Annotated in this window: 16 protein-coding genes and 1 tRNA gene; 7 read left to right on the top strand and 10 right to left on the bottom strand. The window is 68.3% G+C overall.

The genetic code is table 11. The features are described from left to right. Positions 1–29: 29 nt before the first annotated feature. Positions 30–716 carry an HAD family hydrolase gene (locus tag C0R46_RS12045; protein WP_102959887.1) on the bottom strand — a complete coding sequence of 229 codons (687 nt, stop codon included), beginning with the start codon at positions 714–716 and terminating at the stop codon, positions 30–32. A gap of 194 nt (positions 717–910) precedes the next feature. Here C0R46_RS12045 and C0R46_RS12040 point away from each other — a divergent pair, with 194 nt between their 5' ends. Next, entirely contained in the window at positions 911–2038 is a 1128-nt protein-coding gene (locus C0R46_RS12040) for a site-specific DNA-methyltransferase (RefSeq protein WP_102959886.1), read from the top strand. 51 nt (positions 2039–2089) lie between these two features. On the opposite strand, the gene C0R46_RS12035 is transcribed toward C0R46_RS12040, so the two are convergent. Together C0R46_RS12035 and mutY are read right to left on the bottom strand one after the other, a co-directional pair. After that, positions 2090–2710, bottom strand: a complete 621-nt coding sequence (locus tag C0R46_RS12035; protein WP_102959885.1) for an HAD family hydrolase — start codon at positions 2708–2710, stop codon at positions 2090–2092. A gap of 25 nt (positions 2711–2735) precedes the next feature. Next, positions 2736–3803 (bottom strand): A/G-specific adenine glycosylase, encoded by a 1068-nt coding sequence (gene mutY / locus C0R46_RS12030; protein WP_102959884.1) that lies wholly within the window; start codon positions 3801–3803, stop codon positions 2736–2738. A 70-nt stretch (positions 3804–3873) separates the two neighbouring features. On the opposite strand from mutY, the gene C0R46_RS12025 reads away from it, so the two are divergent. The 4 genes from C0R46_RS12025 (at position 3874) to ppdK (ending at position 9420) form a co-directional block, all read left to right on the top strand. Beyond that, positions 3874–5139 (top strand): O-antigen ligase family protein, encoded by a 1266-nt coding sequence (locus C0R46_RS12025; RefSeq protein WP_102959883.1) that lies wholly within the window; start codon positions 3874–3876, stop codon positions 5137–5139. Next, on the top strand, positions 5136–5642 hold the full coding sequence (locus C0R46_RS12020; RefSeq protein WP_102960024.1) for a DUF721 domain-containing protein: 507 nt from the start codon (positions 5136–5138) through the stop codon (positions 5640–5642). The genes C0R46_RS12025 and C0R46_RS12020 overlap by 4 nt, the downstream gene beginning before the upstream one ends. A gap of 161 nt (positions 5643–5803) precedes the next feature. Further along, a complete protein-coding gene (locus C0R46_RS12015; protein WP_102959882.1) occupies positions 5804–6529 on the top strand; it encodes a DsbA family protein in 726 nt (241 codons plus the stop codon). Positions 6530–6726: 197 nt separating this feature from the next. After that, the gene (ppdK, locus tag C0R46_RS12010; RefSeq protein WP_102959881.1) at positions 6727–9420 is read left to right on the top strand and encodes a pyruvate, phosphate dikinase; all 2694 of its coding nucleotides are present in this window, start codon (positions 6727–6729) and stop codon (positions 9418–9420) included. Between the two features lie 24 nt (positions 9421–9444). Here the strand turns inward: ppdK and C0R46_RS12005 are convergent, their stop codons facing one another. Continuing rightward, complete coding sequence (locus C0R46_RS12005; protein ID WP_102959880.1) at positions 9445–9843, bottom strand: hypothetical protein; 399 nt, start codon at positions 9841–9843, stop codon at positions 9445–9447. A 129-nt stretch (positions 9844–9972) separates the two neighbouring features. Between C0R46_RS12005 and C0R46_RS12000 the strand changes: the two genes are divergently transcribed. Next, positions 9973–10884, top strand: a complete 912-nt coding sequence (locus tag C0R46_RS12000; protein WP_102959879.1) for a DUF1499 domain-containing protein — start codon at positions 9973–9975, stop codon at positions 10882–10884. A gap of 13 nt (positions 10885–10897) precedes the next feature. Here C0R46_RS12000 and C0R46_RS11995 read toward each other — a convergent pair whose 3' ends face one another. Then, positions 10898–11815, bottom strand: coding sequence for an MBL fold metallo-hydrolase (locus C0R46_RS11995; RefSeq protein ID WP_102959878.1), 918 nt, complete (start codon positions 11813–11815; stop codon positions 10898–10900). Positions 11816–12008: 193 nt separating this feature from the next. On the opposite strand from C0R46_RS11995, the gene C0R46_RS11990 reads away from it, so the two are divergent. Then, positions 12009–12083 (top strand) — tRNA-Gln (locus tag C0R46_RS11990). Between the two features lie 53 nt (positions 12084–12136). Here C0R46_RS11990 and C0R46_RS11985 read toward each other — a convergent pair. From C0R46_RS11985 to deoC, 5 genes are all read right to left on the bottom strand, one after another. After that, the gene (locus C0R46_RS11985; protein ID WP_102959877.1) at positions 12137–13510 is read right to left on the bottom strand and encodes an aspartate aminotransferase family protein; all 1374 of its coding nucleotides are present in this window, start codon (positions 13508–13510) and stop codon (positions 12137–12139) included. A gap of 128 nt (positions 13511–13638) precedes the next feature. After that, positions 13639–14568 carry a ribokinase gene (gene rbsK, locus C0R46_RS11980; protein WP_102959876.1) on the bottom strand — a complete coding sequence of 310 codons (930 nt, stop codon included), beginning with the start codon at positions 14566–14568 and terminating at the stop codon, positions 13639–13641. Positions 14569–14570: 2 nt separating this feature from the next. Continuing rightward, complete coding sequence (locus tag C0R46_RS11975) at positions 14571–15026, bottom strand: RbsD/FucU family protein (RefSeq protein ID WP_102959875.1); 456 nt, start codon at positions 15024–15026, stop codon at positions 14571–14573. Between the two features lie 42 nt (positions 15027–15068). After that, a complete protein-coding gene (locus tag C0R46_RS11970) occupies positions 15069–17465 on the bottom strand; it encodes an aldehyde dehydrogenase family protein (RefSeq protein ID WP_102959874.1) in 2397 nt (798 codons plus the stop codon). A 10-nt stretch (positions 17466–17475) separates the two neighbouring features. Then, complete coding sequence (gene deoC / locus C0R46_RS11965; RefSeq protein WP_102959873.1) at positions 17476–18501, bottom strand: deoxyribose-phosphate aldolase; 1026 nt, start codon at positions 18499–18501, stop codon at positions 17476–17478. Between the last annotated feature and the right edge of the window lie 7 nt (positions 18502–18508).

Below are 18508 nucleotides of genomic sequence, written 5' to 3'. Positions count from 1 at the left end.
CGGAATGCCCGCTAGCGCAGCGGCGGGCCTCAGGCCCGCTCCCATTCGGCAAAGGCCTCGATCACGGCGGGGAAGTCGGCAAGCCGGCTGATCACCGTCTCGGCGCCGGCGTCTGTCAGCGCCTCGGCATGGCCGGCATAGGTGTGGCTGGCGCCGGTGAAGCCTACGACGCGGCAGCCGGCGGCTGCCGCCGCGGTCACGCCGTGCACAGAATCCTCGATGACGATCGCCTCGCGCGGCGCAACGCCGAATTCCTTGCAGGCATAGAGATAGACGTCCGGCGCCGGCTTGCCCTTTCTCGTTCCGACTTCGAGGGCGGAGAAGACGTATGGGCGGAAGCGATCCCACAGCTCGACGCGCTGCAACTCCATTTTCAGCCGCTCGGTCGTCGAGTTCGAGCAGATGCAGCGCGGCTGGTCGAAGCGCTCCAGGATGTCGGCGGCGGATGCGATCATCTCGACGCTGGACGCCAGCGCCTCGTCGATCGCCTTGTCGGTATCCTTCGCGAAGCCTTCGCGGAAGCGCACGCCCGTCTCTTCGGTGAGCAGCTCCATGATGCGCGGCCAGGTGAGGCCGGCGAAGCGCGTCGAGAACTCGTGCGCCTCGAATTCGATGCCGACCTCCTTGAGCATCTCCACCTCGACGCGGGCGGCAACGATCTCGCTATCCACGAGCACGCCGTCGCAGTCGAAGATGACGAGGGACAGGGCTGGCATGGCGGTTCCTTGCAGGGCTGGGAAGTTTTGGCCTCGCGCGAAGCCGGTCGCGCATCGGGATGAGGCTTGCGGTCAGGCGAGGTGCGAGCCGTTAGCACGCCAGGCCGGGCCCGGACAAATCGCATTTCATCGATTGTTTACGCCATTCGGTAACCATGAGGGTCGGTTTGTTGTTCTGAGTACCGGTGATCAAAATGGCGAAAGCGCAGGTGGCGGCTCATGCCGTCGCGGACGATGTCTCCTTTCTCGACACGATCATCAGGGGCGACTGCATCGCCCGCATGGAAGCCCTGCCGGAGAAATCCGTCGACGCGATCTTCGCCGACCCGCCCTACAACCTGCAGCTCGGCGGCGACCTGCATCGGCCCGACCAGTCGAAGGTCGATGCCGTCGACGATGCCTGGGACCAGTTCGAGAGCTTCCAGGCCTATGATGCGTTCACACGCGCCTGGCTGTTGGCGGCGCGGCGCGTCCTGAAGCCAAACGGCACCATCTGGGTCATCGGCTCCTACCACAACATCTTCCGCGTCGGCGCGACGATGCAGGACCTCGGCTTCTGGATCCTGAACGACGTCGTCTGGCGCAAGACCAATCCGATGCCGAACTTCCGCGGCCGCCGGTTCCAGAATGCCCATGAGACGATGATCTGGGCCTCCCGCGACCAGTCGGCGAAGGGCTACACCTTCAACTACGATGCCATGAAGGCGGCCAACGACGACACGCAGATGCGCTCCGACTGGCTGTTCCCGATCTGCTCGGGCTCCGAACGGCTGAAGGACGAGGAGGGACGTAAGGCGCACCCGACGCAGAAGCCGGAGGCTCTGCTCGCCCGCGTGATCCTGTCCTCGACCAAGCCCGGCGACGTGGTGCTGGATCCCTTTTTCGGCACGGGCACGACCGGCGCGGTCGCCAAGCGCCTCGGCCGCCACTTCGTCGGCATCGAGCGCGAGGAGAGCTACATCGAGGTCGCGACGCAGCGAATCGCCGACATCGTACCGCTCGACCAGGCAACGCTCCGCCTCGTGGCCGGCAAGCGCGCGGAGCCGCGGGTTTCCTTCGCCAGCCTCGTCGAGGCCGGGCTCGTTGCGCCGGGCGCCGAGTTGACCGATGCCAAGGGGCGCTGGACGGCGCATGTGCGCGCCGACGGCACCATCGCCATCGGCGACCACGCTGCCTCCATCCATCGCCTCGGCGCCAAGGTGCAGGGGCTCGACGCCTGCAATGGCTGGACCTTCTGGCACGTGCGGGCAGGGGGCACGTTGCAGTCGATCGACGAGCTGCGCCAGACGGTGCGCGAGCAGATGGGCGCCATCAGCGCCTGACCCGTCAGCGGAGCGCTTGCCAATGGCGAGAAGCGCTTCGCAGCTCCCGGATCAACCGGAGGCGCCGACCGGCAGATCGAGGTCCCTGAGGGCCCTGCCGAGCTGGTCGGCATTTTCGTGGCGGATGGCGCGCCATCCCGCGGCAATGGCGCCGGCGACGTTGTGCGCGTTGTCGTCGATGAACACGGTGCAGGCCGGATCGAGGTCGAAATCCTCGGCATGGCGATGGAAGATCTCGGCATCCGGCTTGATCATGCCGATGCGGCCGGACACGGTGACGCCGCGCGGCTCGGCGAGGAAATCGAAGATCATCTCCGCTTCGGCGAAGGTCTCGTCGTTCCAGTTGGTCAGCATCGTGACGTCGATGCCCTTGGCGATAAGGTCGCGCATGATGGCGACCGTGTCTTCAAAGGCGTAGGGCACCATCTCCCGCCAGTGGCGGCGGTAGGAGCGGATCAGGTCTTCCTTGTCCGGGTGGAGGGCGATCAGCTCGGCCTCGGCGTCGCTCCAGGAGCGGCCGCGGTCCTGTTCGAGGTTCCAGGCCGGTGAGCAGACCTCCGCCAGGAAGCGCGCGCGCTCGGCATCGTCGAGGATCAGGCGCCTGAAGGGAATTTCCGGATCCCAGTGGATCAGGACGCCGCCAATGTCGAAAACGACATGCTCGATGGTCATGGACGCGCTCGCCTTGCTGCCTCGATCAATCAGCGGATGCCGCCGCACCTGCCACCTCGACGACCTTTCGCATCAGGGTCGGCAGGTCTCGCGAGGATAGAGCGCCAGGGGCGGACCACCAACCCTCGCCGGGCGGATCGGCGAGAACAGCCGCTCGCCAGACCTCGAGCGTCAGGTCGAAATGGGTGAAACCGTGCTCGACACTGCCGGCGCGCACCCACACGGCGGGAAAGGGTGCGGCCTGTGCACCTGTGTCGCCGTCGCGCCGGGAGCTCCAGCCGGTGGTCGGCGGAGCGGCGGTGCCGCCGAGGAGACCGGCCGGCGGCCGGCGGATCAGCCAGACCGCGCCGTCCGGTCGACAGGCGACGAAGGCGGCGCCGACCCGCTGCGGCCGCGCGCGCTTCGGCGCCTTCACGGGGTAGCGCTCCATGGTTCCGGCCCGGCGCGCCTCGCAACCGTCGGCGATCGGGCAGAGGATGCAGGCCGGGCGCTTCGGCACGCAGATCGTGGCGCCGAGATCCATCATCGCCTGAGCGAAGTCGCCCGGCCTGTCCTGGGGCGTCATTGCGGCCACGGCTGCGCGCACAATCGGCTTGGCTGCAGGCAGCGGCGTCTCGATGGCGCCGAGGCGCGTGACGACGCGCTCGATATTGCCGTCGACCACGGGCGCGGCCTCGCCGAAGGCGATCGAGGCGATCGCCGCCGCCGTATAGTCGCCGATGCCGGGCAGGCCTTTCAGCGCCGCCGCCGTGGACGGGAATCGACCACCGTGCTCGGCGGCAACGACCTTGGCGCAGGCATGCAGGTTGCGCGCCCGGGCGTAGTAGCCAAGCCCCGCCCAGGCCGCCATCACCTCCGCCGTCTCCGCTTGCGCGAGATCCTCCACGCGGGGCCAGCGATTGACGAAGGCGACGAAGTAGGGCTTCACAGCGGCGACGGTGGTCTGCTGCAGCATGATCTCCGACAGCCAGACGCGGTACGGATCTGGCCGGACGCCGGACGCCAGCGCCTGCGGCGAAACGCGCCAAGGCAGGACGCGGGCCGAACGATCATACCAGTCGAGCAGGGACCTGGTGAGCGGAAGAACAGTCATGTGGCGGAGCGGCAGCGCTCGTTCGGCAGGAGAGGTGCAGCGACCGGACGGCCGAAGCAGGCTTGGCGCGATGCTCTATCCTCCCGTCGCCGACTTGGGGAGGCGCAATCGCGTCGCATTCGTCCTCACCTTCGCGGCAATCGCCACCATCGGGTCGGGAGGGACGGTTCTGATCGCCCTGTTCGGCGCCTGGGCGCTGATCTCAATCGTCGTCGGCCGGCTGCCGTTCCGCCTGTCGCGATCGGACTGGCCGGTCGCACTCTCCTGTCTCGTCTTCCCGCTCGTGCTCGTCGCCACCAATCTCCTGCAGACGCCGCCGCTAGACGTGGCGGCAAAGAGCCTGCCGCTGCTGACCTTTCTGATTCCGGTTTTCCTGATTGCGCGGATGCGCATGACAGAGCCCGCCGAGGTCCTGCCGGCCGCTTTCCTGGGCGCGGCCATCGGCGGTCTCGTTCTGCTGCCGCTGGTGATCGGCGAGGCGGTGATCTGGGGCGACAGGGTCGCGGTCTTTGCCGGCAATCCCGGTCCCTTCTCCGTCACCAGCCTCTTCATCGCCGGGCTTGCCGCGCTGCATCTGTCGAAGGACCGCGCCCTGTCCGGCAACCTGCTGGCGCTTGCCGGCTGCTTCGGCGCGAGCCTTGCTGTGGTGCTGTCCGGCATGCGGGGCAGCTGGGTCGCCCTTCCGATCGTCTTGGCGGTTGCCGCGGTGGCACGACGCGCCGTCATCATCGATCTCTGGCGCGCGGTCGACTCCCGGCGAAGACTGGCTGTGGTCGCCGCCGCCGCCGGATGCCTGATCCTCGCCGGCGCCCTGGCCGTGCCGGCCATCACAGCGCGGATCGCGATCCTGGAAAGCGACCTGTCGCTGCTGGAAACGGACGTCACCGCGCCGACCTCGCTCAACCTGCGCCGCAACATCTACTGGGGCAGCATCAAGGCTTTCGCCGAACGGCCGCTGACCGGCTACGGCATGAGCCACGAATGGGCGGCGATCACCCCCTATTTCGAGGAGCCATCCTTCAAGGCTTTCGAGTTCAGCCACCTCCACAACGTCTTCCTCACCGTCGCCATCGATGCCGGTATCTTCGGCATCGCGGCGCTCATCTTCGTCATAGGGGCGCCGCTCTGGATCGCCTGGCACACCCGAGATAGGATCGGCGGAGGAGATCGTGCCGCCTATGCTCTGATCCTCGTTGCCGCCTTTCTCATCCCCGGCATGACGAACCTGATGTTCTTCCACGACATCCTCGATGCCGTCTGGGTCTTTGCGGCTGCAACGCTATGCGCCAGCGTTCCGGTGCCGCGGCTGCAGGCATCGGAAGGCGCAACGCCATGAAGCCGGCGCGACGCCGCGGCGCCCAGCCCGTCAGCGATCTGATGGCAGCGCTGATGGACCCGATTCTGGCGCGTCGGTCCGGCATGACCAGCGGCCTCGTTACCGCCTGGCCCGAGATCGTCGGTCCACGTCTGCAGGACGTCACGCGGCCGGAGAAGATCGCCTGGCCGCCGCGCCGCGACATCGATGATCCGCACGAGCCGGCAACCCTGGTGGTGGCCTGCGAAGGCGCCGCGGTGCTGCGCCTTCAGCACCAGTCTGGCGAGATCATCGCGCGCGTGAACGCCTTCTTCGGCTACGGCGCCGTCGATCGCATGCGCATCGTTCAGAAGCCGGTGCATGTGCAGCGTGTCAGCCGCAAGCCGAAGACCCGTCCGCTCGCCGCCGCTGAAGAAGCCCGGATCGACGCGATGGTCGCGCGGATCGAGGATCCCGCTCTGAAGCGGGCGCTGGAAGCCTACGGCCGCAGCGTCTTTGCGCGGCTGCCGCCGCGACAAGGCTAGCGACGGCACGCAGTGTACGGTCGGCCATTGGAAAAGCCATATTGTCCCCGTACACAAGACGGAGCGGCGCCAGGCGCGCCGGACAGCAGCAGAAAGGCTCGTCATCGATGATCAACAGCGGTTTGGAACGCGGGACCCTTCGTCGATCCCCGGGCGTGCGGATGCTGTCCGTGCTGGCGGCCGGGACCGCTCTCCTTCTGACGGCGGCGCCGCTCGCCGGCAGTGCGACCGCTGCCGACCGCTCGATCCTCCTGGCCCAGGCGACCACGACCGAAGCACCGGCCGCCGATGCCGCGGCGCCCGCCAAGCCGGCCGTTGCCGCACCGGAAGCGGCCGGATCCGTTGATGTTGCCAAGCTGATGGCCGAAGGGCCGCTGAAGGACATCGTCATCGGCGACCCGAAGGCACCCGTCACGATCGTCGAATATGCGTCCACCACCTGCAGCCATTGCCGCGACTTCCATGAGGAGACGCTGCCGACGCTGAAGAAGGACTATATCGACACCGGCAAGGCCAAGCTGATCCTGCGCGAATTCCCCTTCGATCCGCGCGCGCTCGCCGCCTTCATGCTGGCGCGCTGCACCAATGACGATGCCAAGCGTACCGCAATGGTCGACATCCTGTTCCAGCAGCAGGATCAGTGGGCCCGCGCCGAGAACGCCTCGGTGGCGCTTCTCGGCATCGCCAAGCTCGCCGGCTTCACGCAGGACAGCTTCACGGCTTGCCTAAGCGACAAGGCACTGCAGCAGAAGGTGGTCGAAACGCAGCAGCGCGGCGAAACCGAGTTCGGGGTCAACGCCACGCCGACCTTCTTCATCAATGGCGACAAGTATGCCGGGGCGCTGTCGCCCGAGCAGATGGCGGCCGTGATCGACAAGCACCTGTGATCGAGAGGCGCTTCGGCGGCCTCGCTGCCGGAGCGCCGCACTCGGAGCGGTCGACGTGAAGGTGGCGAAAGCGGTGCATCCATCGCCTGATGCAGGTCGGCGTTTGCCGCAACGCAGCAACTAGACTCCTGCGGCAATTCACCTAAACGTGGACTGACAGCGGGCACGATCGGCGGGAGACGGCGGCAGCCTCCGAAATGGCCAGGAAGATTTTCACGTTCATGCGCGGCGCGTCGGACCGGACCGCCGATGCAACCGAGGCGCTCGGCTTCAAGGGCGCCAATCTGGCTCTCCTGGCATCGCTCGACATGCCGGTACCGCCCGGGTTCACCGTGTCCACAGCCGCATGGCGCGAGGCGGCGAACCTGCGCGGCGGCCTGCCGCAGCCCCTGCGTTCGGAGATCAATGCTGCTGTCGAATGGCTGGAAACCGTCACCGGCCGCAAGTTCGGCGGCAACGAGAAGCCACTTCTCCTTGCCGTGCGCACCAGCGCCCGCACGCAGATGCCGGGCCTGGCCGAAACCGTCCTCGACGTCGGTCTGAATGACGCGACGGTGGAAACCGTCGCGATCGAACTGGACGACCTGTCCTTCGCCTATCGCAGCTACCGCCGCTTTATCGAGAGCTTCGCCGCCCTCGTCTACGACGCCGATCCGGGCGCCTTCGAGGAGATCGCCGACGAGGAAGCCGAAGCATCCGGCCGCAGCGGCGATCCGCAGACGCGTGAGGAGTGGCGGCGCCTGATCGCGCGCTATCACGCTTTCATCGAGGCCGAATACGACGCCGTGCTGCCGCAGACCCCCCTGGAGCAGCTCTCCATGGTGATCGAGGCGAGTTTTGCCAGCTGGCGCAATCCAGTGGCCCGCTCGCACCGCGTGTTGCATGGCATTCCGGAAAATGCGGGTCTTGCCGTCACCGCCCACGCGATGATCTTCAATGAGCGCGACCGCAATTCCGGCACCGGCCGCGCGGTCTCGCGAGACCTGCGCAGCGGCGAGCCGCGGCTCACGGGCGAATTCTGGCTCGGCGGACGCGAACGGGCCGAGATCGGCGATCCCGTCGGCAGCTGGCCGCTCTCCGATCTCATCGCCGATGGCGGCCGGCCCGCCGGCGACTGGTTTCCGGCCGATGCGGCGGCGCTAGCCGCACATGTGCGGCGGCTCGAAAGCCATGTCGGCGACGCGGTCGAAGTCGACTTCATGGTCGGCGACGGCGAGCTTTTCTTTCTGCAGTCGCGGACGGCCCGACGCGGCGCGGGCGAGGCGATCCGCGTTGCGGTGGAACTCGTCAAGGAAGGGCTGATCGAGGAGGAGGAGGCGCTTCTGCGGATCGATCCAGCCTCGCTGGATCAGCTCCTGCATCCGACCATCGAGCGCACCACCGACCTGCCGATCATCGGGCGCGGCATGCCAGCCTCGCCGGGCGCGGCGACCGGCGAGATCGCCTTCACGTCGGAGCGCGCCGAGGCGCTGGCAGCGGAGGGGCGGCCGGTCATCCTGGTGCGCAACGAGACGTTTCCCGAAGACATCCACGGCATGCATGTCGCCAATGGCGTACTTGCCATCCGTGGCGGCACCACCAGCCACGCCGCCGTCGTCGCGCGCGGCATCGGCAAGCCCTGCGTCACCGGCGTCGGTGCCCTGCGGATCAATCTCGAGGACGAGACGCTGCAGGCGCCGGGCGTCATCTTGCGCGCCGGCGACATGATCACCATCGACGGTTCCTCCGGCGAGGTGATCGAGGGGCGAGTCGAGCTGAAGCGCCCCTCGCTGATCGGCGACTTCGCGACCCTGATGGACTATGCCGACCGGGCCCGCCGGATGCGCGTGCGCACCAATGCCGAAACACCGGTCGAGGCGCGCGCCGCCCGCGCCTTCGGCGCCGAGGGTATCGGCCTCTGCCGCACGGAGCACATGTTCTTCGAAGGCGACCGCATTCGCGCCATGCGCGAGATGATCCTGGCGCCGGATGGCGACGGTCGCCGGCTGGCGCTGGAGAAGCTCTTACCCTTCCAGCGCTCCGATTTCATCGAGCTGTTCGAGATCATGGCCGGGCTGCCGGTGACGATCCGCCTGCTCGACCCGCCCCTGCATGAATTCCTGCCGAAGGGCGACGCCGAGATCGCCGAGACCGCCGCGATGCTCGGCATCGAGGAGGGGGTGCTGCGCCAGCGCATCGCCAAGCTCGAGGAGTTCAACCCCATGCTCGGCCACCGCGGCTGCCGTCTGGCGATCTCCTATCCGGAAATCGCAGAGGCGCAGGCGCGCGCGATCTTCGAGGCCGCCGTCGAGGCCGGCGAGCGCGCCGGCGAGGCGGTGGTGCCGGAAATCATGGTGCCGCTGGTCGGGATGCGTAAGGAGCTCGCCTTCGTGAAGGAGCGCATCGACCGGGTCGCGCAGCTCGTCGCGGCCGAGCGCGGGCGCAGCGTCCATTATCAGGTCGGATCGATGATCGAGCTGCCGCGCGCCGTGGTGCGGGCGGACACGATCGCCGAGATCGCCGACTTCTTCTCCTTCGGCACCAACGACCTGACGCAGACCGTTTTCGGCATCTCGCGCGACGACGCCGGCAACTTCCTGTCGACCTACTATCGCCAGGGCATCATCGAGCGCGATCCGTTCCAGACGGTGGATGCCGACGGTGTCGGCGAGTTGATCGCGCTGGCGGTGGAGAAGGCGCGGCGCACGAGGCCGGACATCCAGCTGGGCGTCTGCGGTGAGCAGGGCGGCGACCCCGCCTCCATTGCTTTCTTCGAGCAGACGGGCCTCGACTACGTCTCCTGCTCGCCTTTCCGCGTACCGATCGCCCGCGTCGCGGCGGCGCAGTCGGCGATCCTGGAGCGCCGCGCCACCCGCGGCGGCACCGGCGTCAAAGGCCGCAGCCGGGCCTGAGCGTGTGCCGCAGAGGCGGCGCCCTCAGGCGCGGCCTTCCTCGGCGGAAAAGGGAAGGTCGTCGCGAATGCGCGTGAGCACGCCGACGAAGGCACGCGCAAAGCCGTAGAAGCGGTCGCCGATCTCCTCGCGGTCGGGAACGCGGACCTGTTCGCCCGCCTCGTCCAGCACGGCGAAGAGGATGCGGTCGCGCTCCTGCGACGGCAGGCGCACCGCTGCGATCCGTGAGGCGTCCTCGATCGTCCCATCCGACGGCATCTCGAACAGAAGCTCGCCGCCGATCACGGCAGCGGCGCTGCGCACGCTCGTCTCGAACGTTTCGGCCGTCGCACCCTGCAGGTCGAGGGCCAGCTCGAACTCGACCGACTCGAAGACGTCGGTCCCGACCTCGCCGGCAGCCGCCGCTGATTTCTCCATCATCATACGCAGAACCTCTCTCGCGGCCTCGTGACCTGCCGCAACGCAAACTGTCCGCCTGAAACGGCCGAACTGTGGCGACTTGGCAGACATGACAGAGCTTCCGGGCCGTGCATCGATCGGTTATGAACGGGCATGAGCGTCGCACTCGGCCGCATCCGCCCCACGGGCCATTACTTGAGGAAGCGCCTGCGGCTTGCGGGACTTGCCAGGCGCCTTGCCGCCTTCAGCCTCGTCCTCCTCCTCGTCGCGCTCGGCTTCTTCCGGCTCGGGAGCATCGGTCTGCCGGCGCTGCAGGGCTCGCTCGCGCTGGCTTTGGCACTCGCCGTCGTCGCAGCCTTGATCGGGCTGGGTGGCCTCTTCAAGGTCTGGCGCACCGGTGCCGAGGGTGGCGGCCGGGCTGTTGGCGCCTTTGCTCTGGCGCTGGTCGTGCTGGCGCCTTTCAGTCTCGCCGGCGTCCTCGCCTATGACAATCCCGCCACCAACGTGGCGGCAACGGACGGCATGGCCGACGCGGCGCCGGATCCGGTGGCCGCCGTCATCGCGCGGGCCGGAGCCGATACGCCTGCACAGCCGCTGACGGGCCGCCGCTTCGATGCGGCCGCGCCGACCGTCTATGGCGCCGCACGCCTGGTGCTCGCCGACGAGGGGTGGACGATCGGCACCGTCACCGCCGGTGACCCGCTCGCGCAGCCTGAGGAGGATGTTCCCTCGGCCGATCTCGGCCGCAGCGGTACCGGTCTCATCCCGGTGCCGACGCCGCGCACCAGCATCGATCGTGACGCCGAGGAGGATCCGCTGGACCAGCCTGACGCCGACCAGTACGCGATCACGGCCGTTGCGCATGATGTCGTCTTCGGCCTGCCGAGCGACATCGAGATCCGCATCATGCAGGACGATGCCGTGACCTTCGTCGACATCCGCTCGACCTCGCGTTCCACCAAGATCGATCTCGGCCAGAACCGGCGCTTCATCGAGGACTTCCTCACGCGCTTGGACGAGGCGATGGCGACCACCGGCACCCTCGCCGACGACGACGCCGACTGAGTTCTGCGGAACCTCAGGCCGGCCGGAAGGCGCTGCCGATCAGCGGGGGGCCTTCGCTGACGACGAGCCCGCGGGCGACGAGATCCTCCAGATGCGCCAGGACCGAGAGCCCCGCCGCGCCGAGGAGACGCGGGTCGGTGTTGCGGTAGATCGCAGCCACGATCGCCGGGATCTGCCGATCGCCCACGCGCAGTCGCTCGAGAATGGCGCTTTCCCGCATGCGGCGATGCGCCCGCAGAGCGCGCAGGAACGGCCGCGGCCGCGCCACAGGACCTCCGTGGCCGGGCAGGTGGAGAGTGTCGTCCCGCTCCAGCAGGCGGTCGAGCGAGGCCATGAAGTCGCCCATTGAGCCGTCCGGCGGCGCCACCACCGTCGTCGACCACGCCATCACGTGGTCGCCGGAAAGGAGCGTGCCGGTACCGCCGATCTCAAGGGCGAGGTGGTTGGCCGTATGGCCGGGGGTTGCCACTGCGGTGATGTCGAGCCCGGGCAACGCGAAGCGCTCGCCATCGGCGATCAGCCGGTCGAGCGTCAGGCCGGTGTCGCCGGCGGCATCCATCAGATTGGTCTCCCCGGCATGCAGCGAACGGGCGGCGCGATGCGGACCTTCCGCGATCACCGGGGCGCCGGTGGCGGCCTTCAGCTGCGGCACCAGGGCCGTATGGTCGCGATGGGTGTGGGTCAGAAGGATGGCGGCCACCGGCCGGCAGGCGATGGCGCTCAGAAGCGCCGCGAGATGGCGTGTGTCGTCCGGACCGGGGTCGACCACAACGACGGCATCGGGGCCGCCGACGACATAGCTGTTGGTGCCGCGGAAGGTGAAGGGACCACCATTATCGGCGGTGACACGGGTGACGAAGGGCGCGACCGGCACGGCGACGCCATGGGCAGGATCGAAGTGCGTGTCGAACTCCAGCGTCTCGGAACTCATGCCAGGCGGTGCTTTCGAAGATCGGCCGATCAGCGAGCGGCAGGTGCCGGCCGTCGGCGCCCTCCAAAGGCTCCAGATCGCCGGCTTCTCCGCCTCACATAGAAGGCGTTGGCCGCCTGTTCCAGCGGGCGGTAAGCGTTTGCCATGGGAGAGGGGAGCGGTTATAGCTCCGCCGCTTCCGCGATGCGGGCAATGGGGCGTCGCCAAGTGGTAAGGCAGCGGTTTTTGGTACCGCCATTCGCAGGTTCGAATCCTGCCGCCCCAGCCAGACCGGCGGCACGAAAGGTGCCGCAGGTCAGCCGGCTTCCTAAACGAGCGACCTTACCCCGCCGCCAGCACCGCTGCCGTGTCCTCCAGCGCAAGGCCGAAGCGCTTCACCATCTCGACGACTTCGTCTTCGGTGATGATCATCGGCGGGCAGAAGGCGATCTGATCGCCGATCGCGCGGACGATGACGCCGCGCTCGTGCCCCTTGCCGAAGAGGATGCCGCCCGCCTTGCCGACGGGGTCGAAGCGCGCCTTGGTCGCCTTGTCCGCCACCAGCTCGACGGCTGCGATCAGGCCGGCGCCGCGCACCTCGCCGACCAGCGGATGATCGCGGAAGCGGGCGAGTTCACGATGCAGCACCTCGCCCATGGCCTTGGCGTTGGCGACGAGGTTCTTCTCCTCGATGATGTCGAGATTCTCGTTGGCGACGGCACAGGCGACCGGATGGCCGGAGGTCGTGAAGCCGTGGCCGAAGGTGCCGATCTTCGCCGTGTTGTCGGCGACCGTCTGGTAGATCTCGTCGGTCATCAGGACGGCGGCGAGCGGGATGTATGACGAGGTCAACTGTTTTGAGATGACGAGCACGTCCGGATCGATGCCGTAATACTCGCAGGCGAAGGTCGTGCCGAGGCGGCCGAAGCCGTTGATCACCTCGTCGGCGACGATGAGGATGTCATGACGTCGACAGACCTCCTGCACCTTCTGCCAGTAGGTGGCGGGCGGCGGCATCACGCCGCCGGCGCCCATCAGCGGCTCGCCGATGAGGGCTGCGATCGTGTCCGCACCGGCTTCGAGGATCGTGTCCTCCAGCTCCTTGGCCAGACGCGTGGCGAACTCCTCCTCGCTCTCGCCCGGCAGGGCGTTGCGCCAGTAATGCGGGCAGGTGAGCTGGCGCACAGGGATCGCCGGCAGGTCGAAGTCGCGGTGGTTGGCGGCGAGCGTCGTCAGCGATCCAGAGGCGATGGTGATGCCGTGATAGGCGCCCTGGCGCGTCAGGAAGGTCTTTTTCTGCGGGCGGCCGCGGGCATTGTTGTAGTACCAGAGGAGCTTGACGACGGTGTCGTTGGCTTCCGAGCCGGAATTGGTGAAAAAGACGCGGCTCAGCCGCTCGGGGCTCATCGCCACCAGCCGCTCGGCGAGATTGATCATCGGCTCGTTCGATTTGTGGCTGAACGAGTGGTAGTAGGGCAGCTTCTGCATCTGCCGGAAGGCTGCGTCCGCGAGGCGCTTCTCGCCGAAGCCGACACCGACGCTCCAGAGCCCGGCCATCCCCTCGATATAGCGGTTGCCCTCGTCGTCGATGACATAAATGCCTTCGCCGCGGTCGATGACGATCGGCCCCATCTCCTCGTGCCGGCGCGCATTGGTGACGGGGTGGAGCACGTACTCCACGTCGCGGGCATGCGAGGAGTTGGGCAGCTTTGACATCGATCGATCCTCTTGCATCGCGCCGGTCTTAGACCGGCGCGCTCATGGCATCGCCAGTGGTCTCGCATTTTGCAGCCGCCGTCCAATCCGAAATGGAGATTTCGAAGATCGATCGCGGCTGACGCTGCTCAGGTGGCAGCGAGGAGAGCCTCCACCTCCGCGCGGCGCGGCATGGAGGGCGCGGCTCCGGCGCGGGTGACGGACAGGCCGGCGACGGCCGAGCCGAAACGCGCGGCCTCCGCCGGGTCTGCCCCGCCGGCCAGCGCCGCCGCGAAGCCGCCGACGAAGGCGTCGCCAGCGCCCGTCGTTTCCACCACCGGCCCGGCCTTGAAGGCAGGGATCAGCACCGAGCGGTCGGCGGAATGGAGAAGCGCACCGCGCTCGCCGAGCGTGATCAGCGCCGCGCCGGCGCCGCGGGCGAGCAGCACGTCGCCGGCTTCGCGGGCACCGTCCTCCGTTTCGAGCGAGACGCCCGTCAGCGCCGCCGCCTCGGTTTCGTTCGGCACGATATAGTCGCAGAGCGCGTAAAGCTCATCGTCGAAGGGCAGGGCGGGCGCCGGATTGAAGATGGTGGTGACGCCGGCTGCGCGCGCGATCTGGAGGCCGCGTATGGCTGCATCCAGAGGCTGCTCCAGCTGGGTGACGAAGACCCGTGCCGCCTCGATCGCCGGTGCCGCAGCATCCACATCGGCGGCCGACAGACGTGCCGCCGCACCGGAAAAGACGATGATGGCGTTGTCGCCGGTCGTCTCGCTGACGAAGATGAAGGCGGCGCCCGTCGGATCGTCGGGCGAGCGGATGACCCGCGGCACGATGCCCTCCGCCTCCCATGTCGCCATGGCGGTATCGCCGAAGGCGTCGGTGCCGATCCGCGAGATGAAGGTGACGGCCGCGCCGGCCCGTGCCGCGGCGACCGCCTGGTTCGAGCCCTTGCCGCCGGAATTCACCGCAAAGCCGGAGCCGGCGATGGTCTCGCCGACGACGGGCAGGCGTGCGGCGCGAAAGGCGAGGTCGGCATTGTAGATGCCGAGGATGGCGACGCCGCCCTTATCCGCCATGCTCACAGCGCCTCCGGCGGGATGACGCCCTTGGTCAGGATGAAGCAGCCATAGAAGCGGCGCTCGCCGGTCTGCACCACGCAATAGGCCTGTGAGGCCTCCTCATAGAAGTCGAAGCGCTCGACACCGACCAGCGGCCAGGAACGCCCCTCGGCACGGTCGATCTCGGCCTGCATCTCCACCTGCACCTCCGGCCACTCGTCCGGCGCGCCGACCACCTCCATGCGCATGGCGGCATCATCGATGAAGCTGTCGAGCGGCATCAGCGAGAGGATGGCGCGCGCTGCCCGCGGCGCCGACACGCCGTCGATGCGCAAGAGCTTGCCGAGCGCGGTCTGCCGCGCCAGCGAATCGGCGGGAAAGTTGCTGTCGGCGATCACCAGGCGGTCGCCATGCCCCATGGCCGCAAGCGCATGGAGAAGGTCCGCATTTAACAGCGGGTCGATGGTCTTCAGCACGGTCGTGTCCTCCCGGCGGCTATTGTCTCGCCGCCTGTTCCCTTATTCCCCGTAGGGTATCCAGATGCTCTTCACCTGCACGGCATGGCGCAGCAGCACCGCGCCTTCCGCCGCTGCCGGATCCTGCCAGTCGGTGGCAAGGCCGTCGTCGGTCAGCACACGCTTCAGATTGCCGGCCGACAGCCGTTCCGCGTCCGCGGCAAGCGCCGGGTCGCCGAAGACCCAGAGCGCGTCGACATCGTCGTGTTCGGCGAGCGTGCGGGCGAGGGGGCGCTGCGGCCCGGTGACGATGTTGATGACGCCCGCCGGCACATCTGACGTCTCGATAACCTGGTAGAGGTCGGTGGCGCTCAAGGGGTGCCGCTCCGACGGCAGGACGACGACGCGATTGCCCATTGCAACGAGCGGCGCGACGAGGCTGACCAGCGCCAGCAGCGGCGCTTCCGGCGGACAGACGACGCCGACCACGCCGATCGGCTCGTTCACCGCCAGCGCGACGCCTCGGATCGGCGGGTTGCGGACTGCGCCGTCGAACTTGTCCGCCCAGGCGCCATAGGCAAAGAGCCGGCGGATCGAGGCCTCGACTTCCGTCTCGGCATCATCGACGGAGGCGCCGGTCATCGCCGCGATGCGCGCCGAGAACTCCGCGGCGCGGGCGGAGAGGTTCTCGGCGAGATAATAGAGGATCTGCGCGCGGCCGTGTGCCGTGGCGCGCGACCACCCTTCGGCCCCGCGCGCGGCGGCGACGGCGTTGCGGATATCCTTGCGGCTGCCCTCACCGACTTCGCCGAGGCGGACGCCTTGAGGCGACAGCACGGGCAGCGAGCCGTTGCCGTCGGGCCGGACTTGGCGGCCGCCGACGAAGAGTTTGGCCGTGCGGTCGATCGGCGGGATGGTGAAGCTGCCGCTCGAGGCGGCCTGGATCGCCGTCTCCGGCAGCGGTGGCGGCGCGGCCAGCGGCCGGCGCTCCGCCCAGGCGCGGGGTTTCAGATAGTCGAGTGCGCCCTCGCGCCCGCCCTCACGGCCGAAGCCGGATTCGCGCGTGCCGCCGAAGCCAACCGCGGCGTCGAAAAGGTTGGTGGCGTTGATCCAGACGACGCCGGCTTTGAGCTTTGGCGCGATGTCGAGAGCAAGACCGATCGTCTCGCTCCAGATGCTGGCGGCAAGACCGTAGCGGGTGTTGTTGGCGAGCTGCACCGCTTCTTCGGGCGTGCGGAAGGTCATCGCCACCATCACCGGCCCGAAGATCTCCTCCTGCGCCACCGTCGCGGCCGGGTGGACGCCGGTCAAAAGCGTCGGCGGGAAGAACGAGCCGCCCTGCGGCAAGGCCGTCTGCGGTTGCACCAGCGTGGCACCCTCGGCAACGCCGGTCTCGACCAGCTCGCGGATGCGGTGGAGCTGGATGGGATCGACGATGGCGCCCATGTCGATCGTCTTGTCGAGCGGCGAGCCGATGCGCAGCGTCTCCATCCGCCGCTTCAGCCGGGCGATGAAGGGCTCGGCGATGCTCTCCTGGACGAGGAGCCGCGATCCCGCGCAGCAGACCTGACCCTGGTTGAACCAGATCGAGTCGACGACGCCCTCCACCGCGCCATCGAGATCGGCATCGTCGAAGACGATGAAAGGCGACTTGCCGCCGAGCTCCAGCGTCAGTGATTTGCCCGAACCGGCCGTCGCCTGGCGGATCTGCCGCCCGACCTCCGTCGAACCGGTGAAGGCGATCTTGTCGATATCTGGATGGCGCACCAGCGCCGCGCCGGTTTCGCCGCCGCCGGTGACGATGTTGAGGACGCCGTCAGGCAGGCCGGCATCGCGGGCGATCTCGGCAAAGAGCAGGGCCGTCAGGGGCGTGTATTCCGCCGGCTTCAGCACCACCGTGTTGCCGAGGGCTAGCGCCGGCGCAACCTTCCAGGCCAGCATCAGCAGCGGGAAATTCCACGGGATGATCTGCCCGACGACGCCGAGCGGCACGTGATCGGGGAAGCTCGTCTCCTGCAGCTGTGCCCATCCGGCGTGGTGATAGAAGTGGCGGGCGGCGAGCGGCACGTCGAGATCGCGCGACTCGCGGATCGGCTTGCCGTTGTCGAGCGACTCCAAGACCGCGAGGATGCGGCCGTGCCGCTGCACGGCGCGCGCCAGCGCATAAAGATGGCGGGCGCGGCCATGGCCGCCGAGCCAGCTCCACGGTTCCTGCGCCGCGCGGGCCGCGGCGACGGTGGCGTCGATGTCGGCCGTGTCGCCCTCGGCGACGGACGCGAGCATCCGACCGGTCGCAGGCTCCAGCGTATCGAAGCGGCGCCCGCCCGCCGGCTCCACGAAGCGTCCACCGATGAAGTGGCCGAAGCGGGATCCGTGTCGCTGCAGCCAGGCGCGCACGGCGTCGTCCGCTTCCGGCGCGCTGCCATAGTCCATGCTGTCGAAGAACTCTGCGACGCTCATCGCGATCCTCTCAGCCGACAGGGTGGCGGTTGAAGGCCGAATAGCGGCCGGTGACGTGATGCTCCAGCTGCCGCTCGATGTCGGCCAGCAGGCTCGAGGCGCCGATGCGGAAGAGCTCCGGCTCCAGCCAGGGTCGGCCGAGCTCCTCCTTCATCAGGAACTGGTAGGCGAGAACGTCCTTGGCCGCCGAGATGCCGCCGGCCGGCTTGTAGCCGACTCTGATGCCCGTCAGCTCTTCATAGGCGCGGATGGTGCGGATCATCGCCAGCGTCACGGCGAGGGTTGCGTTGACGCCCTCCTTGCCGGTCGAGGTCTTGATGAAGTCGGCGCCCGCCATCATGCAGACCAGCGACGCCCGCGCGACATTGCGCAGCGTCTTCAGATCGCCCGTGGCGAGGATCGCCTTCACATGCGCATCCCCGCAGGCAGCGCGGAAGTCGCGCATCTCGTCATAGAGCGCCTGCCAGTTGCCGGTAAGGACGTGCTCGCGGGTGATGACGATGTCGATTTCGGCAGCCCCGTCAGCGACCGACGCCTCGATCTCCCGAAGCTTCACGTCGTGTGGGACAAGACCGGCGGGAAAACCGGTCGAGACCGCCGCGACCGGTATGCCGCTGCCGGCGAGAGCCTCGACGGCGGTCGCGACATAGCGATGGTAGACGCAGATCGCGCCGGTGGTGATGCGCGTCGCGCTCATGCCGAGAGCATCGAGGATGTCGGCCCGCACAGGCGCCTTGGCTTTGGCGCAGAGGCGCTTGACCCGCTCCGGCGTATCGTCGCCGTTCAGCGTGGTGAGATCGATGCAGGTGACGGCCTTCAAGAGCCAGGCGGCCTGCGCGTCCTTCTTGACCGCGCGGCGGCCGGTGATCGAGGCGACGCGCCTTTCGGTCGCGGAGAGGTTGACCCTCACATCGGCGAGGAGGCCGAGATCCAGCGCCAGGCCTTCGTTGCGCGGCACGGTGTTCCGGCCGTGCGCGGCGCCGGCCGGCAAAGCTCCGGAGGCCGGCAGAGCCTTGAGGTTCGTCCCCGCCTCCATCCGCCTC

The organism is Mangrovicella endophytica, from assembly GCF_002893625.1.
GTDB lineage: Bacteria > Pseudomonadota > Alphaproteobacteria > Rhizobiales > Rhizobiaceae > Mangrovicella > Mangrovicella endophytica.
This window is presented reverse-complemented; position numbering and strand designations above follow the sequence as displayed.